Here is a 15,664-nt window from a genome sequence, read left to right on the forward strand (position 1 = left end):
ATCCACGGCGGCATAAAGAAAGAATGGATTGCTTCGTCGCTAACGCTCCTCGCAATGACGCTGCGAGGAGGTGGCCTTACGCGCTCTTCTTCGCCCGCATCAAATCCGCGAACCGCTTGAACAGATAATGCGAGTCGCGCGGGCCGGGGGATGCTTCGGGGTGATATTGCACCGAGAATACCGGCTTGCCCTCGAGCTGGATGCCGCAATTAGAGCCGTCGAACAGCGAGATGTGGGTCTGGGTCGCGCCTTTCGGCAAGGTCGCCTGATCCACCGCGAAGCCGTGGTTCATCGAGGTGATTTCCACCTTGCCGGTGGTCTCGTCCTTGACCGGATGATTGGCGCCGTGATGGCCCTGATGCATCTTGATGGTCCTGGCGCCGACCGCGAGGCCGAGCATCTGATGGCCGAGACAAATACCAAACGTCGGCGTGCCCGAATTGATCACCTGCTGGATCACCGGCACGGCATATTTGCCGGTCTCGGCGGGATCGCCGGGGCCGTTAGACAAAAACACGCCATCGGGCTTCATCGCCAGGATGTCTTCCGCCGACGTGGTCGCCGGCACCACCGTGACCTTGCAGCCTTCACCGGCGAGCAAACGCAGGATGTTGCGCTTGATGCCGTAGTCGATCGCGACCACGTTGAATTCGGGCGCGGTCTGGCGGCCAAAGCCTTTTTCCCAGGCCCATGGCGTCTCGTCCCAGGTAAAGCGCTGGCCAGACGTGACCATCGGCACCAGGTCCATGCCTTCAAGGCCGGGCCATTCGCGGGCTTCTTCCTTTAACCCATGCAGGTCGAACTGGCCGTCGCGCGCATGCGCGATCACGGCATTCGGCATGCCCTTGCTGCGGATCAGCGCGGTCAGCGCGCGGGTGTCGATGCCGGAAAGGCCGATGATGCCGCGCGCCTTCAGCCACTGGTCGAGATGCTTGGAGGCGCGGTAGTTCGACGGATCGGTAATGGCCGCGCGAAGGATCACGCCGCGTGCGCCCGGCGTCGCCGCCATGTTCACCGTCTCGACATCCTCGTCGTTGGTGCCGACATTGCCGATATGCGGGAAAGTGAAGGTGATGAGCTGTCCGGCATAGGAGGGATCGGTGAGGATCTCCTCATAGCCGGTCATCGCGGTGTTGAAGCAGACTTCGCCGACCGCATGGCCTTCCGCGCCGAGGCCGAAGCCCTCCAGCACGGTGCCATCGGCGAGCACGAGGAGCGCGGTCGGTTTGTGATCCGGCCAGGCTGAGCTGTTTTCAGGTATTGTCATGAGCGCATTACATAGTCGTCGCCCCCTCGGGCGTCAAAGCCGGAAGTGGCGGATTCACATGCAAAATCCGCATATTTACCAGTTTTCTTTCGTCCTGGCCGGGCATAGCGGCTGCGGAACTGGTTGTTAAGGGGCTGCGAACCGCCTAGATCAGGAGCGTAAAGATAAAGGATACGGCAATGCTGCGCGATGACATCAACAACGCGGTCAAGGACGCGATGCGAGCCAAGGAGGAGCGCAAGCTCTCCACACTGCGGATGGTCAATTCGACCATCAAGAATGCCGACATCGACGCGCGCGGGCAGGGCAAGCCGCCGCTCAGCGACGCCGACCTGCTCGGCGTGTTCCAGAAAATGATCAAGCAGCGCCAGGAATCGGTCGAGCTCTACGACAAGGGCGGCCGCGCCGAACTGGCCGCGCAGGAGCGCGAGGAGATCGCGATCATCTCGGCCTATCTGCCGAAGCAGATGTCGGAAGCCGAAGTCACGGCCGCGATCTCGGCCATCATCACCGAGACCGGTGCTGCCGGGATCAAGGACATGGGCAAGGTGATCGGCGCGCTGAAGGCGAAATACGCGGGGCAAATGGATTTCGGCAAGGCCAGCGGAATGGTGAAGGCGGCGCTGGCGGGGTGAACGAGTTCGAGGTGACGCAACTCAAGTTGGTCGTCGTCCCTGCGAACGCAGGGACCCATACGCCGTGAAAGCGCGATTTGGTTCGGGATGTTGAGGCGTCACGGTCCATAACTAAAGCCGGTGGTTATGGGTCCCTGCGTTCGCAGGGAGGACACCGAGGACGTCTCAGAGGTGGTGCAGAACTCGAAGGCCACACATGCTCACCGAAACCACCGACTACGACGCGCTCTACCACGACTTTCGCTGGGACATCCCGGCGCGGTTCAACATCGCGAGCGCGTGCTGCGACCGCCATGCCGATGGCACGGGACGTCCGGCGCTGATCTATCTCGATGAAGACGGCACGGCGCAGCGGACCTCGTTCGATGACATCAGCGAGATGTCGCGCCGTTTTGCCAATGTGCTGAAAGCCGATGGACTCATGCACGGCGACCGCGTCGCGGTGTTTCTGTCGCAATCGCTGGAATTGCCTATCGCGCATCTGGCCGCGTTTCGCTCCGGCCTGGTGTCGGTGCCGTTGTTCACGCTGTTCGGCGAAGACGCGCTGGAGTTTAGGTTATCGAATTCCGGCGCCCGTGCCATCGTCACCGACGAGACCGGCTGGGAGAAACTGGCAAAGATCCGCGACCGGCTACCGGACCTCGCCAATATCTATCTCACCGGCGATCGCGCTCCTGCCGGCGCCAAATCGTTCTGGTCGTCGCTGAAATCAGCCTCCGCGGAATTCGCCACGGTCGATACCTCGGCCGACGATCCCGCCATCATCATCTACACCTCGGGCACCACGGGAAATCCGAAGGGCGCGCTGCATGCGCATCGCGTGCTGCTCGGGCATCTGCCGAATGTCGAGATGGTGCATGGCTTCCTGCCGAAGCCGGATGACGTGATGTGGACACCGGCCGACTGGGCCTGGATCGGCGGTCTGTTCGATGCGCTGTTTCCGGCCTGGTATCACGCCGTTCCAGTGGTGGGCTACCGCGCCCGGAAATTCGAACCGCAGATGGCCATGCAGTTGATGGCCGATCACGGCGTACGCAATGTGTTTCTGCCGCCGACCGCGCTCAAACTGATGCGGCTGGCCGATGTCAGGCATCCCGGTGTGAAGCTGCGCAGCATCCTGACCGGCGGCGAGTCGCTCGGCGGTGAATTGCTCGATTGGGTGCGCGCGACTTTCGGCATCGATGCGCATGAGATCTATGGCCAGACCGAGTGCAATTTGGTGGTCGGCAACAATGCCGATCTGTTTCCGATCCGTCCGGGCTCGATGGGCAAGGCGACGCCGGGCTTCGACGTGCGCATTGTCAACGAAGCGGGCGAGGAATTGCCGCGCGGGCAGCGCGGCATCATCGGCGTGCGCCAGCCGAACCCGTGCACGATGCTCGAATACTGGCGCAACCCGGAAGCAACTGCGAAAAAATTTGCCGGTGCATTTCTGTTAACCGGCGATCTCGGCATCCAGGATGAGGACGATTATTTCTGGTATGTCAGCCGCGAGGACGACGTGATCACCACGGCCGGCTACCGTGTCGGGCCTTCGGAGATCGAACACACGCTGATGAAGCATCCGGCGGTCGCGATGTCGGCGGTGGTCGGCATTCCCGATCCGATCCGCACCGAGTCCATCAATGCCTGGATCGTGCTGCGCCCGGGCTTTGCGCCCGGCGATGCCCTGGCACGCGAGATCCAGGACTTCGTGAAAGTACAACTCGCTGCGCATGAATATCCGCGCTTCGTGCAGTTCACGGAAAGCTTGCCGATGGGCGCGACGGGGAAAGTGTTGCGCCGGGAGTTGCGGAAGCTGGGGTGAGAGGCGAACGCCTTCCTCATCCGTCATTGCCGGGCTTGACCCGGCAATCCATCCTCTTCACAAGATTTTTGAAGCATGATGGATACGCGGGTCAAGCCCGCGTATGACGACCGAAGATGTCGAGCGACATCGCCTCCACACCGTCGTCCCGGCCTTCGCCGGGACGACGGCGACGCCTCAATTCTCACGCATCACATGTTCAGCGCGGCATATGGAATCTCCAGCGGCTGTCCGGTTTCAAGGATGCTCTTGAGGCTGGACAGGATCGCGGGCCATCCCTTGGAGATGCCCTGGAAGAACTTGCTGCCGTCGGCGAAGCCTTGATGCGTCAAGGTCAGCTTGACCAGCTTGCCATAGGGCTCGAGTACGAACGTCGCGAGTGCGGGGAGTTCGTTTTTATATTTTTCCGATTGATTCACGAACGTATAGGCCAGCCGTCGCGGCGGATCGTATTCGACGACCTTGCCGGCATCGGACACGCTGCCGTCGCTTCGCACCATCTCGAAGGACGATCCCGGCTTCCAATCTGATCTTAGCCGGGCGCCGAACCAGTAGCGCTGGGTGAAGTCGCCGTCGGTCAGCGCGTGCCAGAGTTTTTCTGGGGTGGTCTCGATATAGGTGACATAGACGAATTCCGGTTTACTCATCACGCTTCTCCAGTTGCCGTTTCAATTCGCTGAGCGCGGTGAGCTTGCCGCGCTCGAATTTCCTGATCCACCGCTCGCCGATCTGATGGATCGGCACCGGGTTGAGGTAGTGCAGCTTCTCGCGGCCATGCTTGAACGCGGTGACGAGATTGGCGGCCTCGAGAATCACCAGATGCTTGGTCACGGCCTGCCGCGTCATCGCGAGGCCCTCGCAAAGCTCGTTCAGGGTCTGCCCGTTTTTCAGGTGAAGCCGGTCCAGCAAAGAGCGTCGCGACGCATCCGCCAGTGCTTTGAAGACCTCATCCATAGCAAACATAATAGGCAACCAAATGGTTGCATGTCAAGCGGATGTTTCCATGCAAGGGGGTGTTTCCAAGATGATGTTTCGGTGCGTCATGTTGTCGTGCTAGCGTCGCTGTGACCAACGCAGATTGGTTTTGGAAACCTGGGTGGAAGAAACATGACCGGTCGTCTCAAACTGGCAAAAAGTGTCTCAGTAGTTCTCTCGACTTTCTCGGTAATTTTGATCGCGGCCGGCTCCGGCGCCCACGCCCAGAGCGAGATAATAAAGAGCCAGGTGATCGGGGCTCCCCCGGAAGCGTCCAACATGAAGCTGGTTGGCAGCAACGACCTGCAGGCGCGCAGCGCCTATCAGCCCACCATCCATCATCAGGGCGATCGCTGGATCGCCTATATCGGCCATCACGGCGGCACCGATGACATTCCAGATCCGGTCAATCCGATGACCGGCAAGGCTGAGCCGAACGGGACTTCGATTGTCGACGTCACCGATCCCGCGCATCCGAAATATCTGCGGCACATTCCGGGGCAGGAAGGAAAATACGAGAGCGGCGGTGCGCAGATGGTTCGCGTCTGCGACGGCAAGCAACTGCCCAAGGGTGACAAGAACGCGGTGTACATGCTGCGCACCTTCGGCAGTGAAGCCCATGAAATCTGGAACGTCGCCGATCCCGCCAATCCGTCGCTGATCACCAGGATCGACGGGCTCAAGGACACCCACAAGAACTGGTGGGAATGCGAAACCGGCATCGCCTTTCTGGTGTCGGGTGCGCCCGACTGGCGCACGCGCCGGATGACGCAGATTTACGATCTCAGCGATCCCGCGCATCCCGTGAAGATCAGGGATTTCGGCCTGCCGGGCCAGGAGCCGGGCGCGACCGGTGCTGTGCCGACTGAAGTTCACGGACCGATCTCGGCCGGGCCGCAAGGCAACCGGGTCTATTTCGGCTACGGCACCGACAAGGGCGGCTTCGTGCAGATCATCGATCGCGAGAAGCTGTTGACCGGCCCGAAGGAGCCGACGCCGGACAATCTGCGTTTCCCGGAAATCTCACGGATGCCGATGTCGGCGTTCAACGGCGCCCACACCACGTTCCCGATGCTGAAAATGCCGATCGCGGAATTCGCCAAGGACAAGGACGGCAAGGAACGCGACATCGTCATGATCGTCGACGAGGAAATCCTCAACGAATGTGCCGAGCCGCGGCAGATGGTGTGGTTCGCCGATGTTACCGTGGAAAATCGCCCGATGGTGATTTCGAGCTACACGGTGCCGGAAGCCTCCGGTGCGTTCTGCGACCGTGGCGGGCGGTTTGGCTCGCATTCCTCCAATGAGAGCATGGCGCCGGTCTATTACAAGAAGATGGCCTTCATCGCCTTCTTCAATGCCGGCGTGCGTGCGCTCGATATCCGCGATCCCTACCACCCGGTCGAAGTCGGCTATTTCATCCCCTCGATCACGGCGGCGACCGACAAGCGCTGCGTCAAGATCGACGGCAAGGACCGCTGCAAGGTCGCGATTCAGACCAACAATGTCGAGACCGATGAGCGCGGCTATATCTACGCCGTCGACCGCGCCAACACCGGCCTGCACATTCTGGAACTGACCGGGCCGGCGCGTGCCGTGGCCGGTTTGCCGCAATGAGGTGATGCGGATGCGCCGCTGGCTGCTGACCGCCTCAGTTGTTGCGATCTGCACGGCATCGGCGCTCGCCGGCTATCAGCATGTCCGCTCCAACGGTGACGGCTGGCGAGAAATCGCCTGGCCGTTTCCGCGCGACGCATGGCCCGCGGGCCGCGCATTCCGTTGCGCCACTGAGGCCTGCGGCGGCGAGGTCGAGGTCTACGTGCGGCCCAAGATCGGCTTCTGCAACTGCGACTCTGGAGTCGCCGATGACGACGAGGTCGACCGCGTGGCCGACCTCGATCTGATGAGCGAGCGTTTCGTGCCGCTGGCGCCGGGCGGCGTTATCGAGGTTGCCGACATGGCCGGGCGTCTGCGCAGTTACGATCTGCGAATGCAGGACGGTTCGCGGCATACAGCAGTGGGCATCGCGGTGTCGAAGCATTGCGATTTGCTGGTGGCGGTCGCGAAAGGCCGCGGCGAAGCGGGGGGCGTTCAGCGCGCAGCGCTGGAGTTTCTAAAATCCATCGCAATGAAGAAATGGATGACCGCCGCGATCGACGGCGGGTGAGTTTTTACTTCCCTTCTCCCCTTGTGGGAGAAGGTGGCGCGCAGCGCCGGATGAGGGGTCTCTATCCGCGGAGAGAACCCCTCACCCGTCTTCGCTTCGCGAAGCCACCCTCTCCCACAAGGGGAGGGGAAGAGCGCGGCTTTTCTGTTGTTACATTTGATGCATAATTCAGTCGCCCGCTAATTCACGAAAGCGTCTCCCATGTCCCTTCAACTCTATCTCGCTTTTGTCGCCGCCTGCATCGGGCTCGCGCTGTTGCCGGGGCCGATCGTTACGCTGATGATCGCCAACGGGCTGCGCTATGGCACCCGTGCGGCGCTGATCAATATTTTGGGCGTGCAGGCCGGGCTTGCCATCGTGATCGGCATCGTGGCGATCGGGTTGACCACGCTGATGGCCACGATGGGCTACTGGTTCAACTGGGTGCGCTTCGCCGGCGCGGCCTATCTGGTGTGGCTCGGCATCAAGCTGATCCGCGCGCCGGTCGAGGGCGTCAGCGATGAGGCGCCGCCACCGCCGCCGCGCGGCGGGTTTTTCCTGCAGGGGTTTCTGGTCGCGCTGAGCAATCCCAAGGTGCTGGTATTTTTCGGGGCGTTCATTCCGCAGTTCATGGACATGAATCAGGATCATCTCTCGCAGGTCGCGCTGCTCGGAGTCACCTTCATGATCACGGCGGCGATGACGGATGCGACCTATGCGATCCTGGCCGGCCGGGTGCGGCGCTTTTTCTCGGTGCGGCGGACGCGGTTGTTGTCGCGCGTGTCAGGCGGTTTCATGATCGGCGGCGGCATCTGGCTGGCGCTGACGCGGGCCAAGGTGAACTAAATCAGCCCCTGCGCGCGCATCGCAATTTCAATCTCACCAAAAATGCGCGCCAATCGATCCGCCCATTCCATCTGCCCCGAGGGTTCAGTGATCAGATCCTGACGGATTTCGATGCCGGTGTTCATCAGCCCGCGCGCTTCGCCATGCACCGGGATGGTGTAGTCGGTCTCGTCGCTGACCGCATAGGGCTCGTTGTCGCCGACCACCAGATCGGCTTCCGCGCGCAACATTTTCAACAGTAGCGGCGGCAGGCGCGTGTCGCGGTGATAGAGCGTGCCGATATGCCAGGGCCTGATGATCCCTGCATAAACCGGCGTGAAGCTATGCAGCGACACCAGCACGGTCGGAATGGAGTTTCGCAGGCGTGTTTCGATCACCTCGGCGATGCGGCGGTGATAGGGATCGAAGATCGTCTGCTTGCGGGTCTGCGCGGCCTCGCGCGTGATCGCCTCATTGCCGGGAATGACCGTCGCTTCGCTGATGCGCGGGATCGAACTCGGCACATCCGGCGGGCGATTGCAGTCGATCACGAGCCGCGAATAACGCTGCGCGATCAGATGCGCGCCGAGATGTTTCGAAAGCGCGTCGGCGACGCCGGCGATGCCGACATCCCAGGCGATATGCCGCGTCATCTCGCTGGCGGCTAGTCCGAGATCGCCGAGCGTGGCCGGAATCAGCCGGCCGTAATGGTCAGATGTGAGCAGAAAGGGCGAGGCGCCCAGCGTATTATCTTCATGGACCGGCGGAACATCTTGTTGGCTCAGGAGTAAAGATGAGCCGCCGGCATTGTCTGAAGCCATTTCTTTACTCTTTGCCTATCGAAGCAGCATGCCGACCCATAAATAAGCAGGGTACGGTATAGATTAGATTGCCGGAAATCACGATGATTGCGCCGACGATGCCTGTGCTGACGATCCATCACAAGACCGAATATCGCTATACCCACCCGGTGGCGTTCGGCGAACATCGGATCATGCTGCGCCCGCGCGACGGCCACGATTTGCGCGTGGTTTCGGGCCATCTCGACATCGTGCCGGAGCCGATGTCGCTGCGCTGGATTCACGACGTGTTCGGCAACAGCGTCGCGATCGCGACCTTCGACGCGCGGGCGCAAACCCTGACGTTTTCCTCGACCGCTGTCGTCGAGCACAATCCGGCCGAGGAGTTCGCGCTGACCGCCGACGACCCGGCTTATTTCTATCCGTTTCTGTACGACCGGGAGGAGTTTCCCGACCTCGCGCAGTACATCTCGCCGCAATATGGCGATCCCGGCGGCGAGCTGTCGGCCTGGGCGCGGACTTTTCTCGATGCGGAGGGGCCGACGCCAACGTTCAACATTCTCTCCGGCATGACCCATGGCATCCGCGAGCAGTTCAGCTATCGCAAGCGACATGAACACGGCACCCAACACCCGCTGGATACGCTGCAGACCAAATCCGGCACCTGCCGCGACTATGCGCTGTTCATGATCGAGGCGCTGCGCCGGCTCGGCATCGCCGCGCGTTTCGTATCGGGCTATCTGTTCATTCCCGGCGACCGCGCCCACGGCTATGCCGGCGGCGGCTCCACCCACGCCTGGGTGCAGGTCTATCTGCCGAGCGCGGGCTGGATCGAATTCGATCCGACCAACGGCATTATCGGCACCCGCGACCTCGTGCGCGTCGCGGTCGCGCGCGATCCACGCCAGGCCATCCCGCTGCACGGCACGTATCTGGGTTCAGCCGATGCGTTTGTCGGCATGCATGTCAGCATCGATGTGGTCGCAACCGGTGAAGAAGTGAGGGTGTAATCATGGAAATCAAAGTGGGTTTCGAGATCACCTATGCGGCGGTGCAGCCGACGCCGATGGTGATCATGCTCAGCATTCATCCTTCGCGCTTTTCGGATATCGTCGGCACCGAAAGCATTGTCGCCGATCCCAATGTTCCCATCGGGTTCTACCGCGACAGTTTTGGCAATGTCTGCGGCCGGCTGGTAGCGCCCGCCGGCGGCGTGACGTTTCGCGGCCACGCGCTGGTGCGCGATTCCGGATTGCCCGATGTGGTGATGCCGACTGCACAGCAAGTGCCGATCGAGCAGTTGCCCGACGAAGTGCTGATGTACCTGATGGCGAGCCGCTATTGCGAGACCGACAAGCTCACCGATATCGCCTGGTCGCTGTTCGGCAACACGCAGCCCGGCTGGGAGCGGGTCGCGGCGATCTCAACGTTTGTGCACAACCACGTCACGTTCGGTTATGAACACGCGCATCACATGAAATCCGCGCAGGATGTCTACGAGCAGGGCACCGGCGTCTGCCGTGATTTCGCGCATCTGGCGCTGACCTTCTGCCGCTGCATGGGCATCCCGGCGCGCTATTGCACGGGTTACATGGGCGACATCGGCATTCCTCCGGATCCGGCGCCGATGGATTTTTCCGGCTGGTTTCAGGTCTATCTTTCCGGCCAATGGTACACCTTCGACGCGCGCCACAATCATCCCCGCATCGGCCGCATCCTGATGGGCACCGGCCGCGACGCCGCCGACGTCGCGCTGACCACGAGCTTCGGGCGGATGGACCTGGTGAAGTTTTTGGTGATCAGCGATGAGGTGGTGGCGGCTTGATCTGACGTCGTCATTCCGGGTCTGGTGCTAACGCACCATCCCGGAATGACGGAAGCAAGGATGGATTGCTTCGCTTCGCTCGCAATGACGATTATACACCGCCCATGACCTCCGATCGTCTCTTCGTCTACGGCACCCTGATGCGCGGTTTCGACCATCCGATGGCGAAGCTGCTGTCGCGCAGCGCCGATTTCATCGGCGAGGCCCGTTGCCGCGGCCGGCTCTACCGCGTGAAGCATTATCCCGGGCTGGTGCTGTCGGACGACCCCAATGACGTCGTGTTCGGCGAAGTCTATCGCTTGCGCCAGCCGGTCGAGCTGCTGCGTGAATTCGACATGTACGAAGCCTGCGGCGAGGGCTTTCCCGAACCGACCGAGTATGTGCGGCAGATGTTATCCGTGACGCTGGAAGGCGGCGCGGTAAGCGAGGTGTGGACCTACGTCTACAACTGGCCGGTCGCGCATTTGGCGCGGATCGAGTCGGGGCGGTTTCTGGAGGGGTAGGTTCCCTATGCTGTCATTCCGGGGCGATGCGCAGCATCGAGCCCGGAATCTCGAGATTCCGGGTTCGCGTCTTCGACGCGCCCCGGAATGACGGTTGTGAGCCCTGTGTATAGCGGGCGAAATCTGTCAATCCTAGAGAAGTGAGACCTTACTCACTATATCGATGGTCGGTTAACCCGACTCGGTCACATAACCAACCCATGCGCTTTACGCCTCAATTTCTCGAAGAACTGCGGGCTCGGCTTCCGGTTTCGGAAGTCGTGGGCCGGCGCGTGAAGTTGAAGAGAGCGGGGCGGGAGTGGAAGGGGCTGTCGCCGTTTCAGCAGGAGAAGTCGCCGTCGTTCACGGTCAACGACCAGAAGGGTTTTTACCACGACTTCTCTTCCGGCAAGCATGGCGACATCATCTCGTTTTTGATGGAGACCGAAGGCGTCGGTTTTACCGAAGCGGTCGAGCGTCTCGCATCGATGGCCGGGGTGCCATTGCCTGCTGTGACGCCCGATGCGGCGCGGCACGAGCAGCGCCGCAAGACCCTCTATGATGTGATGGACCTCGCCGCGAAATTCTTTGCGGACACGTTGGCTTCGCGCAACGGTGCCAAGGCGCGCGGCTACCTTGCTGACCGGGCGATTTCGCCGGCCACGCAATTGCAGTTTCGCATCGGCTATGCGCCCGGCGAACGCTTCGCGCTCAAGGAATATCTCGGCGCGCAGGGCATTCCGGTCGACGACATGGTCGAGGCGGGGCTGTTGATCGGCGGCGACGACATTCCGGTTCCCTACGACCGTTTCCGTGACCGCGTGATGTTTCCGATCGCCGATCTGCGCGGACGCGTCATCGCGTTCGGCGGCCGCGCGCTGGAAAAGGACGTCGCCGCGAAATACCTGAATTCGCCGGAAACGCCGCTGTTTCACAAGGGCGACAATCTCTACAACCTCGCCCCCGCGCGCCTCGCCACCCACAACGGCGCGGCGCTGGTGGTGGTCGAAGGCTATGTCGACGTCATCGCGATGGTCGGCGCCGGCTTTGCCGCCAGCGTCGCGCCGCTTGGCACCGCGCTGACCGAAAACCAGCTCATGCTGCTCTGGAAGATGGCGGACGAGCCGATACTTTGCTTCGACGGCGACAAGGCCGGCCAGAAAGCCGCGTGGCGCGCCGCCGATCTGGCGCTGCCGTTGTTGCAGCCCGGCAAGAGCCTTCGCTTCGCATTGCTGCCCGAAGGCCAGGACCCCGACGATCTCGCGCGCTCCGGCGGCCGTGCCGCGATCGAGGAAGTGATCTCGGCCGCGCGCGGCCTCGCGGACGTGATCTGGTCGCGTGAAATCGAAGGCAGCAGCTACGCGACGCCGGAGCGGCGCGCGGCGCTGGAAAAGCGCATCGGTGAATTGTCGAACGGGATCCGCGACGAGGTGGTGCGGCGCTATTATCGCCAGGATTTGGCCGAGCGGCTGCAGCGCACCTTCGCGCCGGAAGGCGGTCGCGGTGGTTTTTCGCGCGGCAATTTTCGCGGCCAGGGCGGCAATTCCGGCCGCGAATCAGGCCGCGCTTTTACCCCCCGGGCCTCATTCACCCCGGGCGCGGCGGGCCGAATCGAACCAAAATTCGGCCGGTCCCAGGCCTCCGCCAGCAGCCAGACCATCAACCGCGGCCCCTATCAGGCCGCGAGTTCCCAGCTCGCCAACAGCCCGATTATGCGCGGCCAGCGCAGCGCGATGTCGCGCCGGGAAGCCTTAATTCTGCAGTCCCTGATCAATCACCCCTGGCTGCTGCACGACCATCTGGAGGAAGTAGCAGCCCTGGAATTGGCCCATCCGGAAGCCCACAAGCTGCGCGCCGGCATCATCGCGGCTTTCGCCCACGATCATCACCACAGCCCCGACCCAGAAGAACAGAGCGAGAAGATGCGGGCCGATCTGGAGGCGGGCGGATTTTCGCAGTCACTTCAACGGGTTGAAGGCGCGATCACGACCTCGGCGGTGTGGGGCACGAAAACCGGCGCGGCGCGGGAGGACGTTCTTTCCACCTGGCACCAGCTCGTCTCCTTGCATCGCCAATGGCACTCCTTACTTAGGGAATTGAAGGATGCCGAGGTCGCCCTGGGCGACGAGCCGAGCGAGGCAAACATGGCATGGCTTCGGGACGTCAAGGCACGACTGGCGGAAGTGGATGGCACCGAGGCCCTGATCGAGGGTTTTGGAGAATCATCTGGTCGGTTCCAGCGCAGCGTCTGATTAAAAAATGATGCGGATGGCGGGGGCCGGAACCGCAAAAAGACTCGCCAAATCCATGGTTTGGCTGCAAAAACAGGGTTAAGCGAAGCTTAAGGGCCTGCGGGCTACGAGTTCGAAACCAACAAGCGAAGATTCGGGGGTGGCGAGGGTTTGCGCCGCCCTTTCCGCGTCGTAAGGCATTTAGTAATCCAAGGCGGGCGCGGCGACGTACCCTGCATGAGCGCGTTTCAGGAGCAATGAATGGCCACCAAGGCAAAGACGCTGCAGGTTAAAGACAAGGAAAAAGACGACAAGGCAGCAGACGCCCCTGAGAAGGATTCGCCGGACGCACCGTCGCCGTTGCTCGATCTGTCCGATGCCGCCGTCAAGAAGATGATCAAGCAGGCCAAGAAGCGCGGCTTCGTGACCTTCGATCAGCTCAACGAAGTCCTGCCGTCCGACACCACCTCGCCCGAGCAGATCGAAGACATCATGTCGATGCTGTCCGACATGGGCATCAACGTCTCCGAAGCCGAGGACGCCGACAGCGAGGAAGAAAACAAGGAAGAGGCCGAGGACGAGACCGACAACGAGTTGGTCGAGGTCACGCAGAAGGCCGTCACCGAAGTCAAGAAATCCGAACCCGGCGAGCGCACCGACGATCCCGTCCGCATGTATCTGCGCGAGATGGGCACGGTCGAATTGCTGTCGCGCGAGGGCGAAATCGCGATCGCCAAGCGCATCGAAGCCGGCCGCGAGGCGATGATCGCGGGCCTGTGCGAAAGCCCGCTGACATTCCAGGCCATCATCATCTGGCGCGACGAACTCAACGAAGGAAAGATCTTCCTTCGCGACATCATCGATCTCGAAGCCACGTATGCTGGCCCCGACGCCAAGAACAACATGAACCCCGCGCTGCTCGCGGCGCCTCTTGGCCCCGATGGCCAGCCGCTGCCCAATGCCAACGGCGCGGCCAACGGCAATGGCGGCGCGATGCCCGCTGCCGCAGCCCCTTCGCATATTGCGCCGCCGGCCGCCCCGCCGTCGCCGACGCCATTTCGCGCCGCGCCTGCGGCCGCGCCCGAAGGCGGCGAAAAGGAATCGTCCGAAGGCGCCGCTGACGGCGACATGGATGACGACGAGTTCGAAAACCAGATGTCGCTCGCGGCGATCGAGGCCGAGCTGAAGCCGAAGGTGGTCGAAACTTTCGACAAGATCGCCGACAACTACAAGAAGCTGCGCCGTCTCCAGGAACAGGACATTTCTAACCAGCTCCAGAACGAGACGCTGTCTCCGGCGCAGGAGCGCAAATACAAGAAGCTGAAGGACGACATCATCGTCGAGGTGAAGTCGCTGCGGCTCAACCAGGCCCGTATCGATTCACTGGTCGAGCAGCTCTATGACATCAACAAGAAGCTGGTGTCGTTCGAGGGCCGCCTGCTGCGTCTCGGCGACAGCCACGGCGTCGCGCGCGAAGACTTCCTGCGCAACTATCAGGGCTCGGAGCTCGATCCGCGCTGGCTCAACCGTGTCTCGAAGCTTTCGGCCAAAGGCTGGAAGAATTTCGTGCATCACGAAAAGGACCGCATCAAGGAACTGCGCCACGAGATCCAGTCGCTGGCGGCGCTGACCGGGCTCGAGATCGGCGAATTCCGCAAGATCGTGCACGGCGTGCAGAAGGGCGAGCGCGAGGCGCGCCAGGCCAAGAAGGAAATGGTCGAGGCCAATCTGCGGCTCGTGATTTCGATCGCCAAGAAATACACCAACCGCGGCCTGCAATTCCTCGATCTGATCCAGGAAGGTAATATCGGCCTGATGAAGGCGGTCGACAAATTCGAATACCGCCGCGGCTACAAATTCTCGACCTATGCGACCTGGTGGATCCGGCAGGCGATCACGCGAAGCATTGCAGATCAAGCCCGCACCATCCGCATTCCCGTGCACATGATCGAGACCATCAACAAGATCGTGCGCACCTCGCGCCAGATGTTGAATGAAATCGGCCGCGAACCGACCCCGGAAGAACTCGCCGAAAAGCTCGGCATGCCGCTGGAGAAGGTGCGCAAGGTTCTCAAGATCGCCAAAGAGCCGCTGTCGCTCGAAACGCCCGTGGGCGACGAGGAAGACTCGCATCTCGGCGATTTCATCGAGGACAAGAACGCGATCCTCCCCATTGACGCCGCGATCCAGTCCAACCTGCGCGAAACCACCACCCGCGTGCTGGCCTCGCTTACCCCGCGCGAAGAACGCGTGCTCCGCATGCGCTTCGGCATCGGCATGAACACCGATCACACCCTGGAAGAAGTCGGTCAGCAGTTCTCGGTGACCAGAGAGCGTATTCGTCAGATCGAAGCGAAGGCGCTGCGCAAGCTGAAGCATCCGAGCAGGTCGAGGAAGCTGCGGAGCTTTCTCGATAACTGATTTCAGAACATAGGTGGTGGCTACGAAATTTAAGAGCCGAGGCAGCGATGCCTCGGCTCTACTTCTTCTTGAAGCGTTTCTCTCCCTAGAACTTGGGCCGTTTGCGAACGGCAAGTTTCCAAGTTTCCTTCCTGGCAAAACCAGTGGGCGGATTTTTAAAATAACCTTTGGAACTCCTCGATTAACGCGAGCGCTCCAGTTAGGATTATCACTGCATCCGCAACAGCCGAGAGGTTTTCGCGGGTCATAA

Annotated in this window: 14 protein-coding genes; 10 read left to right on the plus strand and 4 right to left on the minus strand. The window is 61.6% G+C overall.

Annotated elements, in window-relative coordinates:
- Positions 1–76: 76 nt before the first annotated feature.
- Complete coding sequence (carA, locus tag HB676_RS27980; protein ID WP_213741710.1) at positions 77–1,267, minus strand: glutamine-hydrolyzing carbamoyl-phosphate synthase small subunit; 1,191 nt, start codon at positions 1,265–1,267, stop codon at positions 77–79.
- A 179-nt stretch (positions 1,268–1,446) separates the two neighbouring features.
- Here carA and HB676_RS27985 point away from each other — a divergent pair, with 179 nt between their 5' ends.
- The gene (locus HB676_RS27985) at positions 1,447–1,902 is read left to right on the plus strand and encodes a GatB/YqeY domain-containing protein (RefSeq protein ID WP_213741711.1); all 456 of its coding nucleotides are present in this window, start codon (positions 1,447–1,449) and stop codon (positions 1,900–1,902) included.
- 196 nt (positions 1,903–2,098) lie between these two features.
- Positions 2,099–3,709: an acyl-CoA synthetase gene (locus HB676_RS27990; RefSeq protein WP_213741712.1), complete on the plus strand. Its 1,611-nt coding sequence runs from the start codon at positions 2,099–2,101 to the stop codon at positions 3,707–3,709.
- Positions 3,710–3,900: 191 nt separating this feature from the next.
- Here the strand turns inward: HB676_RS27990 and HB676_RS27995 are convergent, their stop codons facing one another.
- On the minus strand, positions 3,901–4,356 hold the full coding sequence (locus tag HB676_RS27995; protein ID WP_213741713.1) for an SRPBCC family protein: 456 nt from the start codon (positions 4,354–4,356) through the stop codon (positions 3,901–3,903).
- The gene (locus HB676_RS28000) at positions 4,349–4,663 is read right to left on the minus strand and encodes a metalloregulator ArsR/SmtB family transcription factor (protein ID WP_213741788.1); all 315 of its coding nucleotides are present in this window, start codon (positions 4,661–4,663) and stop codon (positions 4,349–4,351) included. The genes HB676_RS27995 and HB676_RS28000 overlap by 8 nt, the downstream gene beginning before the upstream one ends.
- A gap of 153 nt (positions 4,664–4,816) precedes the next feature.
- Between HB676_RS28000 and HB676_RS28005 the strand changes: the two genes are divergently transcribed.
- The 3 genes from HB676_RS28005 (at position 4,817) to HB676_RS28015 (ending at position 7,676) form a co-directional block, all read left to right on the plus strand.
- Positions 4,817–6,301, plus strand: coding sequence for a hypothetical protein (locus HB676_RS28005; protein WP_213741714.1), 1,485 nt, complete (start codon positions 4,817–4,819; stop codon positions 6,299–6,301).
- Positions 6,302–6,311: 10 nt separating this feature from the next.
- A complete protein-coding gene (locus tag HB676_RS28010; RefSeq protein ID WP_213741715.1) occupies positions 6,312–6,851 on the plus strand; it encodes a hypothetical protein in 540 nt (179 codons plus the stop codon).
- A 201-nt stretch (positions 6,852–7,052) separates the two neighbouring features.
- The gene (locus tag HB676_RS28015) at positions 7,053–7,676 is read left to right on the plus strand and encodes a LysE family translocator (protein WP_213741716.1); all 624 of its coding nucleotides are present in this window, start codon (positions 7,053–7,055) and stop codon (positions 7,674–7,676) included.
- Here the strand turns inward: HB676_RS28015 and HB676_RS28020 are convergent.
- Entirely contained in the window at positions 7,673–8,476 is an 804-nt protein-coding gene (locus HB676_RS28020; protein WP_213741717.1) for an N-formylglutamate amidohydrolase, read from the minus strand. The genes HB676_RS28015 and HB676_RS28020 overlap by 4 nt on opposite strands.
- Before the next feature lie 98 nt (positions 8,477–8,574).
- On the opposite strand from HB676_RS28020, the gene HB676_RS28025 reads away from it, so the two are divergent.
- The 5 genes from HB676_RS28025 (at position 8,575) to rpoD (ending at position 15,414) form a co-directional block, all read left to right on the plus strand.
- Positions 8,575–9,465, plus strand: coding sequence for a transglutaminase family protein (locus HB676_RS28025; protein WP_213741789.1), 891 nt, complete (start codon positions 8,575–8,577; stop codon positions 9,463–9,465).
- Positions 9,466–9,467: 2 nt separating this feature from the next.
- Positions 9,468–10,280, plus strand: coding sequence for a transglutaminase family protein (locus HB676_RS28030; protein WP_213741718.1), 813 nt, complete (start codon positions 9,468–9,470; stop codon positions 10,278–10,280).
- Positions 10,281–10,384: 104 nt separating this feature from the next.
- Positions 10,385–10,783: a gamma-glutamylcyclotransferase family protein gene (locus tag HB676_RS28035; protein ID WP_213741719.1), complete on the plus strand. Its 399-nt coding sequence runs from the start codon at positions 10,385–10,387 to the stop codon at positions 10,781–10,783.
- Positions 10,784–10,983: 200 nt separating this feature from the next.
- Positions 10,984–13,014 carry a DNA primase gene (gene dnaG / locus HB676_RS28040; protein WP_213741720.1) on the plus strand — a complete coding sequence of 677 codons (2,031 nt, stop codon included), beginning with the start codon at positions 10,984–10,986 and terminating at the stop codon, positions 13,012–13,014.
- Positions 13,015–13,254: 240 nt separating this feature from the next.
- Positions 13,255–15,414, plus strand: coding sequence for an RNA polymerase sigma factor RpoD (rpoD, locus tag HB676_RS28045; RefSeq protein ID WP_213741721.1), 2,160 nt, complete (start codon positions 13,255–13,257; stop codon positions 15,412–15,414).
- The last annotated feature ends 250 nt before the right edge of the window (positions 15,415–15,664 follow it).

The organism is Bradyrhizobium sp. dw_411 (genome assembly GCF_018449695.1).
GTDB lineage: Bacteria > Pseudomonadota > Alphaproteobacteria > Rhizobiales > Xanthobacteraceae > Bradyrhizobium.